14 protein-coding genes are annotated in these 18,298 nt (G+C 44.2%); 6 read left to right on the top strand and 8 right to left on the bottom strand.

Annotated elements, in window-relative coordinates; genetic code table 11:
• Positions 1-53: 53 nt before the first annotated feature.
• Positions 54-677, top strand: a complete 624-nt coding sequence (locus J4N37_RS01705) for a GntR family transcriptional regulator (RefSeq protein WP_252042096.1) — start codon at positions 54-56, stop codon at positions 675-677.
• A 52-nt stretch (positions 678-729) separates the two neighbouring features.
• Here the strand turns inward: J4N37_RS01705 and J4N37_RS01700 are convergent, their stop codons facing one another.
• From J4N37_RS01700 to J4N37_RS01665, 8 genes are all read right to left on the bottom strand, one after another.
• On the bottom strand, positions 730-2,610 hold the full coding sequence (locus tag J4N37_RS01700) for a sensor domain-containing diguanylate cyclase (protein WP_252041549.1): 1,881 nt from the start codon (positions 2,608-2,610) through the stop codon (positions 730-732).
• Positions 2,611-2,722: 112 nt separating this feature from the next.
• A complete protein-coding gene (ilvN, locus tag J4N37_RS01695) occupies positions 2,723-3,217 on the bottom strand; it encodes an acetolactate synthase small subunit (protein WP_005430438.1) in 495 nt (164 codons plus the stop codon).
• Between the two features lies 1 nt (position 3,218).
• Positions 3,219-4,943, bottom strand: a complete 1,725-nt coding sequence (locus tag J4N37_RS01690) for an acetolactate synthase 3 large subunit (RefSeq protein ID WP_252041548.1) — start codon at positions 4,941-4,943, stop codon at positions 3,219-3,221.
• 448 nt (positions 4,944-5,391) lie between these two features.
• Positions 5,392-7,200 carry an AMP-dependent synthetase/ligase gene (locus J4N37_RS01685; protein ID WP_038885807.1) on the bottom strand — a complete coding sequence of 603 codons (1,809 nt, stop codon included), beginning with the start codon at positions 7,198-7,200 and terminating at the stop codon, positions 5,392-5,394.
• A gap of 299 nt (positions 7,201-7,499) precedes the next feature.
• Entirely contained in the window at positions 7,500-8,459 is a 960-nt protein-coding gene (calR, locus tag J4N37_RS01680; RefSeq protein ID WP_010445651.1) for a LysR family transcriptional regulator CalR, read from the bottom strand.
• 845 nt (positions 8,460-9,304) lie between these two features.
• Complete coding sequence (locus J4N37_RS01675) at positions 9,305-10,354, bottom strand: MJ1255/VC2487 family glycosyltransferase (RefSeq protein ID WP_143691884.1); 1,050 nt, start codon at positions 10,352-10,354, stop codon at positions 9,305-9,307.
• A 3-nt stretch (positions 10,355-10,357) separates the two neighbouring features.
• Positions 10,358-10,906 carry a phosphatase PAP2 family protein gene (locus J4N37_RS01670; RefSeq protein WP_252041546.1) on the bottom strand — a complete coding sequence of 183 codons (549 nt, stop codon included), beginning with the start codon at positions 10,904-10,906 and terminating at the stop codon, positions 10,358-10,360.
• 147 nt (positions 10,907-11,053) lie between these two features.
• Positions 11,054-11,872: an SH3 domain-containing protein gene (locus tag J4N37_RS01665; RefSeq protein WP_010445641.1), complete on the bottom strand. Its 819-nt coding sequence runs from the start codon at positions 11,870-11,872 to the stop codon at positions 11,054-11,056.
• A gap of 559 nt (positions 11,873-12,431) precedes the next feature.
• Here J4N37_RS01665 and leuA point away from each other — a divergent pair.
• The 5 genes from leuA to J4N37_RS01640 all read left to right on the top strand — a co-directional run bounded on the left by leuA (position 12,432) and on the right by J4N37_RS01640 (position 18,206).
• Positions 12,432-13,979, top strand: coding sequence for a 2-isopropylmalate synthase (gene leuA / locus J4N37_RS01660; protein WP_010445640.1), 1,548 nt, complete (start codon positions 12,432-12,434; stop codon positions 13,977-13,979).
• A gap of 94 nt (positions 13,980-14,073) precedes the next feature.
• On the top strand, positions 14,074-15,165 hold the full coding sequence (leuB, locus tag J4N37_RS01655; protein ID WP_010445638.1) for a 3-isopropylmalate dehydrogenase: 1,092 nt from the start codon (positions 14,074-14,076) through the stop codon (positions 15,163-15,165).
• Between the two features lie 110 nt (positions 15,166-15,275).
• Complete coding sequence (gene leuC / locus J4N37_RS01650; protein WP_039841408.1) at positions 15,276-16,676, top strand: 3-isopropylmalate dehydratase large subunit; 1,401 nt, start codon at positions 15,276-15,278, stop codon at positions 16,674-16,676.
• Positions 16,677-16,687: 11 nt separating this feature from the next.
• Positions 16,688-17,290, top strand: coding sequence for a 3-isopropylmalate dehydratase small subunit (leuD, locus tag J4N37_RS01645; protein ID WP_252041545.1), 603 nt, complete (start codon positions 16,688-16,690; stop codon positions 17,288-17,290).
• A gap of 133 nt (positions 17,291-17,423) precedes the next feature.
• A complete protein-coding gene (locus J4N37_RS01640) occupies positions 17,424-18,206 on the top strand; it encodes a DUF547 domain-containing protein (RefSeq protein ID WP_252041544.1) in 783 nt (260 codons plus the stop codon).
• Positions 18,207-18,298 lie beyond the last annotated feature (92 nt).

Below are 18,298 nucleotides of genomic sequence, written 5' to 3'. Positions count from 1 at the left end.
AAATCTATGAGGTGCATGTGTCTAGCCCAACTCTTACTGATAAAGTCTCGAAAATGATTCGCCAAGACATCCTGACAGGCGAGTTAAAGCCAGGTCAAAAGCTCGTTGTTGCCGAACTAAAAAATAAATACAACGTTGGGGCATCACCAATTCGAGAAGCCTTAGTACAACTATCTTGGACTAAATACGTCAAACTTGAACCACAAAAAGGTTGTTGGGTCGCTCCAGTATGCAAAAAAGAGCTCAACGATCTTTATGAAAGTCTGCGTGTCGTCTCTTCAGTACTATTGAAAAAGGCGATTCTTGCTGGAGATGAAGCTTGGGAACTAGATGTACTAACCTCTTACCATAAACTTTCTCGTGTTAATTTTGACGACACTTTTTGTTGGCAAGAATGGGAAGAGCGACATCATCAGTTTCACGTATCGCTGTTAGAAGGTGCAGATTCACAAAACATGTTTGAGTTCTTCAGTGATTTGATCCACCAGATCAAACGTTACCGTTACTTTGCTATGCAAACTCTTAGTTCGGAGAACGGCGCAATATTTGATATCGATGAACATGAGATGATCATGAAACTCGTGTTAGCAAAAAACAGCGAAGAAGCGATGCAATTACTGGATGATCATTTACTAAAATCGATGCAGCGCATCGAATCTGTACTTGAGATAGCGTAACGCGTACTTCGTAGTAACAATGACTATAAATCGGGCACATGCCCGATTTTTTTTACGCAATATCATCACCACTATAGCAAAAAGAGACACAGTTTCTTCCGCTGCTTTTTGCCTCATAAAGCGCAATATCGGCACACTTGTAGCTTCGTGTACTGTTCGCTGTTAAATCCGTATAACCAAGACTAATAGTCACACTAAGTTCTACGTGTATTTCGACAGCAACTCTCAATCGACTTAATACGATCTCAGCTTCTTTTGCACTGGTATGCGGCATAATGACAGCAAACTCTTCGCCACCGACCCGAGCGACAAAATCGGTATTTCGTACGCCTTGAAGAAGCACTTTCGAAACAAGTTTAATGACTCGGTCGCCTTCGTCATGCCCACGTTCATCGTTTATACGTTTAAAATGATCGATGTCGACCAGTGCTAAGCAAGATGTCGGCGTCTCTGGGTATCGCTCTAACATATTCGCATTATATGTCAGTTGCTCTTCAAACTTACGGCGGTTCCAAAGGCCAGTGAGACCATCTTTTTCACTCAATTTACGCAACTGATCTTCGAGCTGCTTACGTTCAGAGATATCAACAAGTGAAGTAATGTAATAGCGAACCTTACCTGATTTTGCTTTGATCGCTTGCACACGCATAATTGCAGTAAACACATGGTTGAGCTTGGTTCGACAACGCACCTCTCCTTCCCACATATTTTCCTTACCAAGCAGTCCCCAGATTTGCAGAATGTATTCGAAATCTTCTGGCAAAAAGAGCAGCTTCTGAGCATTCCATCCTTCTACCCTCTTGGTGGAATACCCCATCATATTCTCGAATTCTTGGTTGATCATCATGATGCGATGAGAAGTATCTGTAATCATCACAGCCGTCATACCATCCAATGCCGCACGAGCGAGCTTAGATTCGATACTAAAGCGACGATAGTGCAATGCGACGCCGGTAATAGGCAAAGCAAACACGAGCATCAAGCTAAGAACAAATAATGCCTCTTGTACCAAATCATCTATGTCGCGTTCCGCACGCTGTAACAATTTTTCTTGGGATAAATCAATAACAAGGTGTAGATACTCACCGCGCACAAACTCTATTGTGTTGAACACAATCAAATGCTTACCAATGTACTCATAACCTATTTTCTCAGTTCCCATTTGCTGCCATATCTGCGGGTAAAATAACCCAAGGTTAAAGCGCGAGCGGTCTGGAATAATATCGCCATACAGCTTTTCGCTATGCGGACTAGTGACGTAATAACCCGCTTGATTAAGCAGCTCGATATTAAAATCCTTCACTGGAGAGTAGTTTAGGCGAGATGACAAATACTGGACATCGATATTGAGAATAAGGTACCCCTGACGGATTCCATCCATAGCAACGGGCATCATGATCCGGACAGATGGACTATAAGGGTATATTGGCACACCATCAATTTCTTCTAGCTCAATACCCCATGAGCCTATTTGCCCATCTTTTAAATTTTTTGCGTATTGGAAGTAACGACGACCAGAACTGTCTCGCAACTTGTCCGCTGATGTCACTTGTCCTGTTTTGAAGTCATAATTGATACGTACACGCTCTTGCCCCTCAAGGCTTAGAAAGCGAATCTTACGATACCACTTCTGGTTAACGGCAACGGAGCTCCATACCTCTTCCAAAATAGCAAGATTCTTTTGGTTGGGCTGGTGTAAGTAGTCATATAGGCTTTGGCTGTGACCGAGAAGATCACTGATAGAAGAGATTTGATCCTGAACGTTCTCATACTCACGTTCAGAGTAAGCTAGCTGATGTAAGGCTTCTTTTGCCGTATTTTCAATGTTATTTGCCAGCAGATTTTGGTACTTCTGATAGTAATAGACTGAGATGAGCGCGCTAAAAAATAGCGTCGTTGCCAGCAAAGCACTGACCAACTTCCTGACTTTCACGCGTTCTACTACTCTTACTGGTTACTAAAGCAGCAATTATATCACTGTTTACTAATTTCTAAACAAAAAGCCATCGACTAGCGATGGCTTTTCTAAAATGTGTCCATTTACATCACGGTTTGAGGCAACGCTCTCCACGCGCAATACCCACAACACCACTTCGCGCAACTTCCACCACTTCAGTAACTTCTGAAATCGCTTGGATAAAAGCATCCAATTTCTCACTCGTTCCCGCTAACTGAACCGTATACTGAGAAGCGGTGACATCGACGATTTGACCACGGAAGATATCAGCGGTGCGCTTGACTTCAGCCCGAGCAAAACCGCTTGCTTTTACCTTCACCATCATCAGTTCACGCTCGATATGCTCAAACTCTGTCACTTCTTGAACTTTGAGTACATCGATCAGCTTATGAAGCTGCTTTTGAATTTGCTCAAGCTGCATTTCATCGGATGTAGTCGTAATGTTTAAACGCGACAGTGTTTCGTCATCGGTTGGTGATACGTTCAAAGACTCAATGTTGTAACCACGCTGAGAAAACAAACCAACAACACGAGACAAAGCACCAGGTTGGTTTTCCATTAGTAAAGAAATAATGTGTCTCATATTAAGTACGCTCCGTTTTGCTTAGCCACATCTTGTCCATACCCTCGCCTTTGATCTGCATTGGGTAAACGTGTTCGGTTTCATCTACATTGATGTCAACAAACACCAAACGATCTTTCATATCTAACGCTTTTTGTAGACCCGCTTCAAGCTGATCTGGCGTTTCGATACGAATACCGACGTGACCATAAGCTTCTGCAATCGCTGCAAAATCAGGAACAGAACTCATGTATGAATTGGAGTGACGACCTTGGTAAATAATGTCTTGCCACTGTTTTACCATGCCTAAGAATCGGTTGTTCAGGTTGATGATCTTCACAGGGATGTCGTATTGCATTGCCGTCGACAATTCCTGAATGTTCATCTGAATACTGCCATCACCAGTGACCACGACCACTTCTTCTTCTGGCATTGCGAATTTCACGCCCATACCAGCAGGTAGGCCGAAGCCCATCGTGCCAAGGCCACCTGAGTTAATCCAACGGCGTGGCTTATTAAATGGGTAGTAAAGCGCCGCAAACATTTGGTGCTGACCAACATCAGACGCCACGTAAGCATCACCATTGGTCAGCTTGTGTAGGGTTTCAATCACCTGTTGAGGCTTGATACGCTCTGGAGAGGTTTCGTAGGCCAGACACTGACGATCACGCCAAACTTGGATCTCTTCCCACCAGTTAGTGATTGCATCCTGATCGCTGCTGCTACCCTGCTCGTTTAGTAAGCCCACCATGGTTGCTAAAACCTTGTCGGCAGAACCTACGATCGGCAGATCCACTTTTACGTTTTTCGAGATAGAAGAAGGATCGATATCGATATGCATCACTTTCGCGTTAGGACAGTACTTTTCTAAGTTGTTGGTGGTACGATCATCAAAACGCACACCAATACCAAAGATCAGATCCGCTTCATGCATTGCCATATTGGCTTCATAGGTACCATGCATGCCTAGCATACCCAATGAGTTCTTGTGCGTACCAGGGAAAGCACCTAACCCCATCAATGTACTCACTACTGGTAAGTTCAGTTGCTCTGACAACTCTTGGATATATTCAGAAGCGCCAGAAATCACCGCACCACCACCGATATACAATACCGGCTTCTTCGCTTCAACCAACGATTTCAGCGCTTTCTTGATCTGACCTTTATGGCCAGATGTCGTTGGCTTATAAGAGCGCATCGAGATGCTTTCAGGATATTCGTAAGGGAGCTTGATTTGCGGATTCAAAATGTCTTTTGGCAAATCAATCACAACCGGGCCAGGACGACCAGTTGTCGAGATGTAAAACGCCTTTTTGATCGTCTCAGGAATATCTTCCGCTTTTTTCACTAGGAAGCTGTGTTTAACGACTGGGCGAGAAACACCCACGATGTCACACTCTTGGAAGGCATCATTACCGATCAGGTTGTTCGGTACGTTACCAGAGATAACGATCATTGGAATGGAGTCCATATACGCGGTTGCAATACCTGTGATGGTATTGGTCGCGCCTGGACCTGAACATACCAGTACTACACCAGGCTTGCCCGTTGCTCGTGCATAGCCATCTGCCATATGGGTAGCGGCTTGTTCGTGTCTTACTAGTACGTGTTTGATTTGATCGGTTTTGGCGTGCAGTGCGTCGTAGATATCTAATACGGAACCACCTGGGTAACCAAAGATTTGTTCTACGCTCTCTTCAATCAGAGATTGCACAACCATCTCTGCACCTGACAACATTGCTGTCATAATTGCTCTCCTTACCAGTATTCCTCTCCGTAAGGCCAACGGTTTGGTCTGGTTTTACATAGTCTAGGTCTTATTCGTAGCCTAATAGAAATACTTCCACTTTTTCAGCTATGTCTTGCGCCTGTCATAACAAAACGCAAGGTAACACAACAAATGTAACGTTTTATTATCAACGGGTCTAATGAGAGTTGAATCAAATTTTAAACAAGATGCTACAAATCAGAACAAAGATAGGGTTAGACGCTACTAGGAACGGCAAAATCAGAACCAATAGAACAAACAAGCCAAAAATAAAGTGAATGATTTCACTCAAAATAGCGGCGTAGCGTGTTTTTTTCTCTTTATTGAGAGGAAAGAAGTGTGAAAAGCGGTCATAAAAAATCCCCAGCAGCACAATACTAGGCAACTGGGGAATTTTTCATCAATCTGAAATCTAAGTCAGCTTAAGTTACTTTTTATCTGACTTTTCTTTGTACATTTCTTCAATTTCATCTTGGTATTTGTCATTAATGACTTTACGACGAAGTTTTTGTGTTGGGGTCAACTCACCATCATCCATCGAAAACGCTTTTGGTAACAGTTTGAATTTCTTAACTTGTTCAAATTTAGCCAGTTCTTTTTGTAGGTCATTCACTCGCTTCTCAAGCATCTCAACAATCTGGTGATGCTTAATAAGTTCAACACGATCGTGGTAAGCGATATTCAGTTCTTTTGCGTACTCTTCTAATGAGTCATAACAAGGAACAATCAGGGCAGATACGAACTTACGAGTATCAGCAATCACAGCAATTTGTTCGATAAAGTGATCTTTACCGATTGCACCTTCTACAACTTGCGGAGCAATGTATTTGCCGTTGGAGGTCTTCATCAACTCTTTGATACGGTCAGTAATGAACAAGTTACCATTTTCATCAATGTAACCTGCGTCACCTGTTTTTAAGAAACCGTGCTCATCAAACGTTTTTTCGGTTTCTTCCGGCATTTTGTAGTAACCGCGCATCACCATAGGACCACGCACTAAGATCTCGTTATTTTCACCGATCTTAACTTGCGCACCCGGCATTGCCATACCGATAGAGCTTGGGTCAAAACACTGGTCATCCCAACATGAAACCGTTGCAGTGGTCTCAGTCATACCATAACCAAGTTTTACGTTAATACCGATTGCATGGAAGAAGCGACCAATGGTTTCATCAAGCTTTGCACCACCACATGGCATGAAGTTAATACGTCCACCCAACAATGCACGTAGCTTACTTAGAACCAACTTGTCAGCTAAAGCGTATGACTTACGCAGCATGAGTGATGGCTTGCGCTTCTCTTGATGACAAGCAGCCATCTTCGCGCCCATATTCACTGCCCAAGTAAACATAATCTTACGGTGGAATGGAGCACGCGACACTTTTTCGTGGATCGCAGAGAAAATCTTCTCATAGAAGCGAGGAACGGCACTCATTACCGTCGGACGCACTTCGCTCAGCGCATCTCGCACTTGCATGGTGTCTTGTAGGTAGCAGTTAGTGCCACCTTTATAGAGTACGTAAAATGTCCACGCACGCTCAAATACGTGTGATAGTGGCAAGAAGCACAGCGATACGTCATCTTCAGTCAAACTCAAGCGCTCATCGTGGCCTTCAAGCTGAGCAGAGATGTTAGCGTAATCCAACATCACACCCTTTGGCTGCCCCGTTGTACCCGAGGTATAGATCAGCGTCAGCAAGTCTGCTTCTTGCGCCTGCTCTAAACGAGCATTAAGTTCTGGTTGATGACAATTGTCACCTTTTGCAACGAAGTCTCGCCAAGTCATGGCAAATGCATGCTCACCCAACTCAATATCGTCAGACATCGCTACGACTAGCTCAAGCTGCTTACATTCATCGAAAATACTGACGGCAGCATCAAACTGCGGCTGCTCACCAACAAACAGCACTTTTACATCAGCGTTATCAATAATATAAGCCGATTGTGCAGCGGTATTAGTTGGGTAGATAGGAACAGTCACACCACGTAATTGCAACGCCGCGAAATCAGCGATGGTCCATTGCGGCATGTTGTTTGAGAAGATACCGATCTTATCTTGAACGCCCAATCCTTGAGCCAAAAGAGCAAGTGACAAAGCATCTACTTGCTGCCCAAACTGCTCCCAAGTAATACCCTGCCACGCATCACCCACTTTATGTTTGAGTGCAACACGGGTACCACCTTTCGCAATTTGTTCACGAATACGTTTAACGATATGAAAATCTAACTTGGCCATTCTCTACATTACCTTTTGGCTTACAGGCGTAAGCTATTTGAGCGAACAAGTGTAACCTCGACGCCTAAAAACGCAACTGACCATTATCAAACTTATCATTATTAAGAGAGCACTATCACTAATGAGAGCTTAGCATGCCTTTAACTGCTGAAGGTTTAATCAAGTTAAGTCGCTGTTTCAGCTATTAATTGGTAGAAATAAAAAGACCCCGAGAGACTAAGTTCTCTCGGGGCCAAGGAATTGTAAAAATTGATGATTACAAATCCAGTCTGACCAGTTAGTCAGGCTAAAAATCCAGCTTATTTAAGCGCTACCACTTCACCACAAGTGATCATAAGTTGATCACGTAGCCAAATGTGACCTTTATCTTTCTCACTTGATTCATGCCAGCTTAGGTAACCACTGATTTCTTTGTTTTCAAATGGGAAATCTAGGATTTGTAGTTGATCGCTGTTTACTGCGTTCTCAGCCATCCAGCGTGGTGCGATAGTCACAAGCTCAGATTGGCTCACTACGTATAGTAGGTTGCTTAGGCTTGAACCTTCGTATGCTGCTTGGCAATCAAGCTCACGGTATGCTTGCTCAGAGAAGCTACGTTGACCGTGTACGCGTGATAGTTTTGCGTGTTTTTCGTTGATCAGTAGCTCTGCAGAAACACCGCCTTGGATACGAGGGTGAGTCTTAGAAGCAATCACAACCAACTCATCTTTGAAGATCTCAGTACTTGAGAAGCCCTGATCATCGAAGCGCGCATAGTCAATTACAAAGTCGATTTCTTGGTAGCGCATACGCTCAGATAGAAGGCGGTCGAATTCTGCATCCAAATGAAGTTGCACACTCGGTGCCTGCTCATTAATGCTAGCCATAATTTTAGGCGCGAATCGCATATCACACGGGCTGCAAATCGCCAGTTTAAATAGACGAGTCGAAGACTCTGGTTGGAATACTGAGCTTGGTAGTTCGTTACGAATAAGCTGTAGTGCTTGGCGGATTGGGCCAAACAGTTGGCGAGCGCGTTGTGTTGGCTGAATACCACGGCCCTGACGCATAAATAGCTCATCGTTGAACATCACTTTTAGACGTGCAACGGCATTACTAACCGCTGGCTGTGACATACCTAGGTTATGCGCTGCGCGGGTAATATTCTGTTCTTGCATCACTGCATCAAAAACCGTTAATAGGTTCAAATCTACCCCACGTAGGGTACTTTCCATACGGTAGCTTGCAATTGCGCTCATCGCGTCTTTTTTGTCTAACATTGAGTGCGCCTCTTGTGTAATCGTCAATTTGGTTCAGTGAATTCTTATTAAATATGGACTCAAGTTTACGCACCACTGGCACTCATTGAGTTCTCACATATTTAACGAATAGAAAACCGAGTTATTATTATATTTATCGTCCGGATAATTCCGGCTCGACCCGTACTATCAACTAATCAATCATGGTTTATCAACTAGATTGATATTTAATCACTATATTTTAGCCTTTTTATTATTTAATCATTAAAAATCAACCAGTTGATAAAAATATAAAAAACCATAAAAAAGATAAAATGAGGAAGTAAAGCAATCTATTGAGGAGAGTTATGGCTATCGAATGGCCGAAGAATACAAATTGACGACAGCTATTAATTCGACAAACTTTCACAAACTGGGGGTTATGGTTCCGATGCAAATCTCAACAGTTAAGCCAGATCATAACCAATTTGTTCAACCTAGATATATATGCAAGGCAGGAGTAATTCTCATCCACTGAGAGAAGGTGGAGAAAAGGGACACTTTTTCAGCTGAATAAGATGAATGATAGAAAGCGTAAATATATATACTCAAGTCACTTCAAGATACAGGATTCAAAGCGTTGTCACTGTTTCCCTGTTTAGTGAAAATAAGCAAGAAAAACAACGAAGCGGAATAGCTCGCTCTTTCCAAGTTGTTTGGCGATGCGACTTAGTTATCAAAGAACGAGCTTCAAATTAATGCCTCGCCTTCAAACCAAATCATTCTCACTAAACCAAGCATCTCGAGGTTACTTGAGTATAAGTCTAGAAGCGCACGGGCAAACGCTCACTGATAAGTCATATTGACTGATTGTATTAATCAAATAGCTATAGAGACACTTCTGCATAACTGGGGAAATCCACTTTATCCCATAACTGTTTTGCAAGAGATTCAGGTGAGTCCCATACGCCCTGAACAACCCATTCGGCAATCGCACTGGCTACATCCGGATAATGAATACTTTCAGCTTGTTCCTCACATAGCCATTGCCTCACCGTCCCAACATCTAGAGCGTCCATAGAATATGCCAGGCCTAACGCTTCCAATGTTGCAACATTGCTTTGTTGCTCGAACTGCCCGGATAAAGGTTTGAGTAATAGCTTCTTTCCTAAAGAGAGCGCCTCTGATGGCAACTCAAAACCACCATTCGCAATCACTCCAATACAACTTTGGAGGTGATGTTGAAAGTGAGTGTGACTCAGCGGCCTCAATTCAACATTCTCAATACGTTCACTTTCAATTACATCAGGGTGATAACAGATGAACGCTTGTTGATTGAAGTGGAATAACAAATCGCAAATGTCTTCTATTGACTCAAATGGCAAGTACACTAAAACAAAATCTTGACTATCAGCTGTATAGTCAAGCGTATGAACGATAGGCGGCAAGATGGGCTGCTCAAAATGATACCAATGTAATCCAAGCAGATACTGTGATGGAGCAAAATGCTTAATCATCGACTTATCAAGCCAGTTAGCACCCTTTGAAGGTACTGGGTAGCGGAATGCATTCTGATGGCTAATGCCAATGCAAGGTGTATTTTGCTTGCGTGCCGCCCATGCCGAAACAGGTTCAAAGTCATTGATAACCAAATCATAGGGCGATAAATCAAGCTGATTCACCTCTTTGAAGAACTGAATAAAGTTGGAGTTCAATGCCGTTTTAACGTAATTAACTGACCCCTTTTCAGTAATAAAAGAAAAGCCTCGGCGAGTTTGATAATCTCCAAATGACTCCATCGAAAAGTACTTCTCTGGAGCGCGGCCAGAAAACAAAAAATCAACCTGCACATCGTGAACCTTAAATGCTTCACTCATGGCTCTTGCACGTGCGATATGACCATTTCCCGTCCCTTGAACACCATATAGTATTTTCATGAACTAGCCTCCTACGATAGCAATAGCAAGCGAACCACACATGCTACCTAGCAGTGCTCCAATAATGATATCGGTAAAGAAGTGAACACCGAGCAATATACGCGATATCCCTATCAAGCTAGCCCAAGCAACAGCAAACATACCTAACTCTGGGTAGAAATGGTGGATAAGCGTAGCCATCAAAAATCCAGCGGCGGTATGACCTGAAGGTAAGCTATAACGATCTGAAGGGGTGATAAAAGCAGGCAGTAAAGCACTTAACTCTTCAGGGCGACGTCGCTTAAAACTATTTTTCAACATCCAGTAAATGGGTAACTCGATGGCAAATGCGGTCAATCCAGCAAATAAGAACCAATGACCATGTTGCTTATCAAGAAACCAAGCCAATAGGCCTAACACTATGTAGAGATGCCCATCACCACTGTGGGAGACACCTTTACTAATATTCGCGACTTGCTGATTGAAGCGGTGTTGCAAACACACACTGGAAAATGCCAAATCAAACTTGGCAATGCTTGCGATTGGCTGGGTAATTGTCTCTAAAGCTCGCATGTAACTGTCCTTTACTTTGACAACGACTTTGTATGAAAAAGTAGGCGTTGAAGGTGACAACTACATGACGAGAAGTTGGACAATTAATGACAAAAGCCCCTTTATCATCAGTGTAAAGAGGCTAAAGCGATAAAATAATGAGAGGGATTAGTAAGTTCTATGAATATCTTGGGAAGAGATAGGATCTGCAATAAACCACAGTTTTCGATCTTTGCGGCACGCCTTAATAGCACCAGATGATTGTTCTCCTTCTTTAGTAAGTTCATAGTTTAAGAATCTGCAAGTGTAGTTACCAAAGAAGCCTTTCAACGGCAAATCAATCTCGGAATTAGCTTGAGTGTGGTAGTTTACAGACAATAAAGGGTTAGGTTGAGTAGATAAAATATCTCTTTGAACGACGTTGCTTCGCACGTAATCACGATGAACGTAACCTCTTATCACTCCTTTTTGCTCTACCAACAACCATGGTTTACCTACAACTTTGGCTAGTGCATTAAAAACCTCACCTTTTTGAAGTTCACCAAGTTTATCAGCATGTTTGCCCGGCTCAGATCTTAAATTCAGTACAGTTTTAGAGCGGTAGGAAACCCCCAAAAACTCTAGATTCTGATAGCCCCTCACTTCCTCTTCAGTGTACTTACTAATAGATTTAGATTTATATTCAACTGGTTGAACGTGAATTTTCCACCAAGCATAAGTGGACGGGTCTTTACCTTTCCAGTTACTTTTAGAATCAGACTCTAATGCTTCTAGTATCTGATTTAAAAAATAATCTCGCCCCTGCTGACTTAAGTACAGGTCCATCTGTTCGGTCATTATCATGACACTCTCAGAGTGGCTCGCCGCTTTTTCTTTTGATATTTGATCGGATTGTATCTTCGGTTGAAAATGCAGCATCTGACACCCTGCTAAAAGCAATGCACTCAAAACTAACATTGAGTGACCAAGTTGTTTTCTTAAGCCCATGGCACCTTCCTTCGCCTAATTCTATCTGCCTGGTAACGCCCCTACTATAAAATGCAAGGATTGAATTATCTCAATAAAATCTGACGTTTGTGTGCTAAGTCGCAAACGATATATCTATATAAGAACTTGAATTCCCATTCGGCTGACATCCATCATTTAAGGTAATCATGGAAAAGCTATATGTAACAAAGTTTAAAGGATATGAAACTAATACGGCGCTCCCATAGCCTTTATCCGAATAGCAAAGCCCATGTCAGATAAGCTAAACCTCATCCAATATGAATAAAAAATCAACTTTAGGGTTGACGTGTTCCATTGAGTGCGGTACTAATTTGTTAACTTAATTTTGTGGAATGCTTAACAACTATGTCAGCACGTTTTTCTATCCTGCTTAGCCTCCTCCTGATCGTGACCAATTCGCGCGGGTAGGCTGTGGAAGAAAAATAACCACACCAATTTCTAAGAAGCCCGCATGCAAATGCGGGTTTTTTTATATCTAAATACCGGAAGTAAACGATTAAATTGCACGAAAAGTGCAGAAATCATGAAGGAAGCAAACATGAACGATCAGGTCATTATATTCGACACCACGTTGCGTGATGGCGAACAAGCGTTGTCAGCAAGCTTGACGGTTAAAGAAAAACTGCAGATTGCCTATGCGCTGGAAAGGCTAGGCGTTGATGTTATTGAAGCGGGTTTTCCTGTTTCTTCTCCGGGTGATTTCGAGTCCGTACAAACCATCGCAAAACACATTAAAAACAGCCGAGTTTGTGCCCTTTCGCGTGCCGTTGCGAAAGACATTGATGCTGCCGCTGAAGCGCTAAAAGTCGCAGACGCATTCCGAATCCACACTTTCATCTCGACTTCGACTGTTCACGTTCAAGACAAACTGCGCCGCAGCTACGACGATGTTGTAGAAATGGGCGTGAAAGCCGTAAAACACGCACGTAACTACACCGATGACGTTGAGTTTTCTTGTGAAGATGCTGGTCGCACCCCTATCGACAATCTATGTCGTATGGTTGAAGCGGCTATTGATGCTGGCGCAAGCACCATCAATATCCCAGATACCGTTGGCTACACAGTACCAAGTGAATTTGGCGGCATCATTGAGACGCTATTCAACCGTGTACCAAACATCGACAAAGCGATCATCTCTGTTCACTGCCACGATGATTTGGGTATGTCTGTTGCCAACTCTATCGCTGCCGTTCAAGCGGGCGCTCGTCAGGTAGAGGGCACTATCAACGGTATCGGTGAGCGTGCGGGTAACTGTTCTCTTGAAGAAATCGCGATGATCCTAAAAACGCGCCAAGAATTCATGGGCGTGCATACCGGTCTAAAACACGACGAAATCCATCGTACCAGCAAGTTGGTCAGCCAGCTTTGTAACATGCCAATCCAGAGCAACAAGGCGATCGTTGGTGCCAACGCATTTAGCCATTCTTCAGGGATCCACCAAGATGGCATGCTAAAGAACAAAAACACTTACGAGATCATGACGCCTGAGTCAATTGGCCTTAAGAACCAAGCATTGAACCTAACCAGTCGCAGTGGCCGTGCTGCGGTTAAGAGCCACATGGACGCGATGGGCTACAAAGAAGAAGAGTACAACCTAGATGCGCTGTACGAAGACTTCTTGAAGCTTGCTGACCGCAAAGGTCAGGTGTTCGACTACGATCTAGAAGCACTAATGCACTTCTCGAACTTGCGCGAAGAAGACGACTTCTACAAGTTGAACTACCTAAGCGTGCAATCTGGCAGCGTAATGGCAACCACCAGCGTCAAAATGCAATGTGGCGATGAAGAAATGTGTGAAGCTGCCGTCGGTAATGGCCCAGTTGATGCGCTATACCAATGTATCTACCGCGTGACCGGTTACGAGATCGTCCTAGACAAGTTCGACCTAACCGCAAAAGGCGAAGGTGAAGACGGTCTTGGTCAAGCAGACATCATCGCTAACTACAAAGGCCGTAAGTACCACGGTACAGGCGTTTCTACCGATATTGTAGAAGCATCTGGCCAAGCGCTATTACACGTCATCAACAGCATTCATCGTGCCGACAAGATTGAAGAGATGAAGCAAAAGAGAATTGCGACGGTTTAATCATTAATTCAAGGAGCTTGAGTCCCACAACGCAGGCTCCAACCAAATTCGTTTTAGACAAGCTCAAAAAAATTAGAAAATTTAAAGGATTAACATGACAGACAAATCATACAAAATTGCCGTTTTACCAGGCGACGGCATCGGCCCAGAAGTAATGGCGCAAGCACATAAAGTGTTGGATGCAATCGAAAAGAAGCACGGCATTGCGTTTGAGCGTGACGAGCACGATGTAGGTGGTATCGCTATCGATAATCACGGCTGTCCACTTCCAGAAAGCACAGTAAAAGCGTGTGAAGAGTCTGATGCAGTCCTATTCGGCTCTGTTGGCGGTCCTAAGTGGGAACACTTGCCACCAAATGACCAACCTGAACGCGGTGCCCTACTACCACTGCGCAAGCACTTCCAACTGTTCTGTAATCTACGCCCAGCACAAATTCACTCAGGTCTTGAAGCTTTCTCACCACTACGCGCAGACATCTCAGGTCGCGGCTTTGACATCGTGGTTGTCCGTGAACTAACAGGCGGTATCTACTTCGGCCAACCAAAAGGTCGTGAAGGTGAAGGTCCAACAGAAAAAGCGTTCGACACTGAGGTGTATCACCGCTTTGAGATCGAACGTATTGCAAAAATCGCTTTTGAGTCTGCTCGTCTACGTCGCAAGAAAGTGTGCTCTATCGACAAAGCGAACGTTCTACAAAGCTCTATCCTATGGCGTGAAGTAGTCGAAGAAATCGCAAAAGACTACCCAGATGTTGAGCTGTCACACATGTACATTGATAACGCAACTATGCAGCTTATCAAAGACCCAGCACAATTCGACGTAATGCTATGTTCAAACATCTTCGGCGACATCATTTCTGATGAGTGCGCGATGATCACTGGCTCTATGGGCATGCTGCCTTCAGCGAGCCTAAACGAAAGCAAATTTGGTCTGTACGAGCCAGCAGGCGGCAGTGCACCAGATATCGCAGGTAAGAACATCGCTAACCCAGTGGCGCAAATCCTATCAGCGGCACTGATGTTGCGTTACAGCCTAGGTGAAGAAACGGCGGCACAAGACATTGAGGCGGCAGTTTCAAAAGCACTATCAGCGGGTGAGCTAACAGGCGACCTTGCCGGTGACAACCCAGCACTTTCGACGTCTGAGATGGGCGATAAGATCGCTGAGTACATCTTAAACTCATAATACAGAACAGATTCATAATAAATACTAAATCCTCTATCCACCAATGGCTTACCTCTAAGTCATTGGTGCTAAAACAAAGCGACAAGGATAACGAGGAAAGGAAGCAAACAATGGGCAAAACATTATACGAAAAAGTCTACGACGCACACGTTGCCGTCGCAGCAGAAGGGGAAAACCCAATCTTGTACATCGACCGTCACTTGGTACATGAAGTGACGTCTCCGCAAGCATTTGACGGCTTGCGTGAAAAAGGTCGTAAAGTGCGCCAGGTCAGCAAAACTTTTGCCACCATGGACCACAATGTTTCTACTACAACCAAAGACATCAACGCATCCGGTGAGATGGCACGTATCCAGATGGAAACGCTATCGAAAAACTGTGAAGAATTTGGCGTTACGCTTTACGACATCAACCACAAATACCAAGGTATTGTCCACGTCATGGGCCCTGAGCTTGGTATTACCCTACCGGGCATGACCATTGTTTGTGGTGACTCGCACACGGCTACACATGGTGCATTCGGCTCTCTGGCTTTTGGTATTGGTACATCTGAAGTTGAGCACGTATTAGCAACTCAAACGCTAAAACAAGCGCGCGCTAAAACGATGAAGATCGAAGTGAAAGGCAAAGTGGCGCCGGGCATCACGGCGAAAGACATCGTGCTAGCGATCATCGGTGAGACCACAGCTGCTGGCGGTACAGGCTACGTGGTTGAATTCTGTGGTGAAGCGATCACCGACCTTTCAATGGAAGGCCGCATGACCGTATGTAACATGGCGATTGAGCTAGGTGCGAAAGCCGGTTTGATTGCACCAGATGAAACCACATTCGAATACATTAAAGGCCGTAAATTCTCACCTCAAGGTGCGGACTTTGATGCAGCGGTAGAATACTGGAAGACATTAAAAACTGACGATGATGCTCAGTTTGATGCGGTCGTGACGCTAAACGCAGCAGACATCAAACCACAAGTCACTTGGGGTACTAACCCCGGCCAAGTGATCGCGGTAGACCAACCAATCCCAGCACCAGAAAGCTTTGCCGATCCAGTAGAAAAAGCCTCGGCAGAAAAAGCGTTGGCGTACATGGGTCTAGAAGCAGGCAAATCATTGTCTGATTACAACGTCGATAAGGTCTTCGTTGGTTCTTGTACTAACTCACGTATCGAAGACATGCGCGCAGCCGCTGAAGTAGCGAAAGGTCGCAAAGTCGCATCTCACGTTCAAGCGCTAATCGTTCCTGGCTCTGAGCAAGTGAAAGCGCAAGCAGAAGCGGAAGGCTTGGACGTTATCTTTAAAGAAGCGGGCTTTGAGTGGCGCCTACCAGGTTGTTCAATGTGCCTAGCAATGAACAACGACCGTTTGGGTCCACATGAACGTTGTGCGTCTACTTCAAACCGTAACTTTGAAGGCCGCCAAGGTCGTGATGGCCGTACCCACCTAGTGAGCCCTGCGATGGCAGCGGCGGCAGCAATTGCTGGTCACTTTGTAGATATCCGTGAACTAGACTAAGGAGCAAACAAATGTCAGGGTTTAAACAACACACAGGCTTAGTTGTTCCTCTAGATGCAGCGAACGTTGATACTGATGCCATCATTCCAAAACAGTTCCTGCAAAAGGTCTCTCGCCTAGGGTTTGGTAAACACCTATTCCATGACTGGCGCTTCCTGGACGATGCTGGCGAACAACCAAACCCAGAGTTCGTGATGAATGCTCCTCGCTACCAAGGCGCTTCTATCTTGCTAGCGCGTGAAAACTTCGGTTGTGGTTCTTCTCGTGAGCACGCTCCGTGGGCACTAGCGGATTACGGCATCAAAGCGATGATCGCACCAAGCTTTGCCGATATTTTTTACGGTAACTCGATCAACAACCAAATGGTGCCAGTTCGTTTGACTGAGCAAGAAGTGGATGAAATCTTCCAGTTTGTTGAGGCGAATGAAGGCGCAGAAATCGAGGTCAACCTAGAAGCCAATGTCGTTCGTGCTAACGGCAAAGAGTACAGCTTTGAAATCGACTCATTCCGTCGTCACTGCCTGCTAAACGGTTTGGACAATATCGGTCTTACCCTTCAACACGAAGACAAGATTGCCGAGTACGAGGCGAATATCCCAAGCTTCTTGAGCTAATTCAAATCGTAATTGAAGCAAATACAAGGTTGGCATTGGCCAGCCTTTTTTCTTTATATTCATTGTGTCAGGAAAGAAATCCCATCGTAGACAGGTCTACACTATCAACAAGGTTTAACCCAAAGGTCTCTCTATGAAGCGTCTGTTATTGCTATTGTGTGCTCTGGTTTCTTTCTCAACATTTGCCGCACCTAAATCGGATTTATGGCCGTATTGGAAACAATCAAATCAAGCCAATCAAAGTCAAATCTCTCATCAAGATTGGCAGCAATTACTCGATGCTTATTTAGTTGAACAAGGAGAGAATACCTTGTTTCGTTACAGCAAAGTCACAGCTTCCGACAAAGCGAAGTTGAAGCAGTACATCCAACGATTGGCGAAACTTGACCCTCTACAATACAACCAAGCAGAGCAATACGCCTATTGGGTGAACCTTTACAACGCCATCACGATTGATCTGATTTTGGATAACTATCCCGTCAAATCGATAACCAAGCTGGGTGGCTTGTTTAGCTTTGGACCTTGGGGAGATGATGTGGTCGTGGTCAACGGTAAGGAGCTGACTTTAAACGATATTGAGCATCGAATTTTGCGCCCGATTTGGAATGACCCAAGAACCCATTACGCGGTTAACTGTGCCAGCTTAGGTTGCCCAAACCTACAAACTCAAGCATTCACTGCTGAAAACACACAAGCTCTACTGGATAGTGCCGCCAAAACATTTATCAACAGCAGCAAAGGCGTATCCATCCAAGGAAACACGGCACAGCTTTCTTCCATTTATGATTGGTTTGCCGAAGATTTTGGTGGTGAGAAGCAAGTATTTAATCACATTGCTCAATATGCTCCGCAATACCAAGGCTTTTCTGGAAAAGTAAAATACGAATACGATTGGAATTTAAATCAAGCCAATTGATGTGGACTGGTAGGTCTATACGCTTTTGGATCATGCTAACCCGAAAGCTCGAAACCATCACCAAACCAAAGACCAGACAGAAACTAAAAAAG

It is taken from the genome of Vibrio sp. SCSIO 43153 (genome assembly GCF_023716625.1).
Lineage (GTDB): Bacteria > Pseudomonadota > Gammaproteobacteria > Enterobacterales > Vibrionaceae > Vibrio > Vibrio rotiferianus.
The sequence above is the reverse complement of the archived record's forward strand: the minus strand, read 5'-3'. Positions and strand labels throughout refer to the sequence as shown.

What these genes read in the sequence shown, in the direction of transcription:
- J4N37_RS01705 (WP_252042096.1), top strand. Translation starts at nt 54, where the DNA reads ATGATTCGCCAAGACATCCTGACAGGCGAGTTAAAGCCAGGTCAAAAG.
- ilvN (WP_005430438.1), bottom strand. Translation starts at nt 3,217, where the DNA reads ATGAGACACATTATTTCTTTACTAATGGAAAACCAACCTGGTGCTTTG.
- J4N37_RS01690 (WP_252041548.1), bottom strand. Translation starts at nt 4,943, where the DNA reads ATGACAGCAATGTTGTCAGGTGCAGAGATGGTTGTGCAATCTCTGATT.
- J4N37_RS01685 (WP_038885807.1), bottom strand. Translation starts at nt 7,200, where the DNA reads ATGGCCAAGTTAGATTTTCATATCGTTAAACGTATTCGTGAACAAATT.
- calR (WP_010445651.1), bottom strand. Translation starts at nt 8,459, where the DNA reads ATGTTAGACAAAAAAGACGCGATGAGCGCAATTGCAAGCTACCGTATG.
- J4N37_RS01675 (WP_143691884.1), bottom strand. Translation starts at nt 10,354, where the DNA reads ATGAAAATACTATATGGTGTTCAAGGGACGGGAAATGGTCATATCGCA.
- J4N37_RS01670 (WP_252041546.1), bottom strand. Translation starts at nt 10,906, where the DNA reads ATGCGAGCTTTAGAGACAATTACCCAGCCAATCGCAAGCATTGCCAAG.
- J4N37_RS01665 (WP_010445641.1), bottom strand. Translation starts at nt 11,872, where the DNA reads ATGGGCTTAAGAAAACAACTTGGTCACTCAATGTTAGTTTTGAGTGCA.
- leuA (WP_010445640.1), top strand. Translation starts at nt 12,432, where the DNA reads ATGAACGATCAGGTCATTATATTCGACACCACGTTGCGTGATGGCGAA.
- leuB (WP_010445638.1), top strand. Translation starts at nt 14,074, where the DNA reads ATGACAGACAAATCATACAAAATTGCCGTTTTACCAGGCGACGGCATC.
- leuC (WP_039841408.1), top strand. Translation starts at nt 15,276, where the DNA reads ATGGGCAAAACATTATACGAAAAAGTCTACGACGCACACGTTGCCGTC.
- leuD (WP_252041545.1), top strand. Translation starts at nt 16,688, where the DNA reads ATGTCAGGGTTTAAACAACACACAGGCTTAGTTGTTCCTCTAGATGCA.
- J4N37_RS01640 (WP_252041544.1), top strand. Translation starts at nt 17,424, where the DNA reads ATGAAGCGTCTGTTATTGCTATTGTGTGCTCTGGTTTCTTTCTCAACA.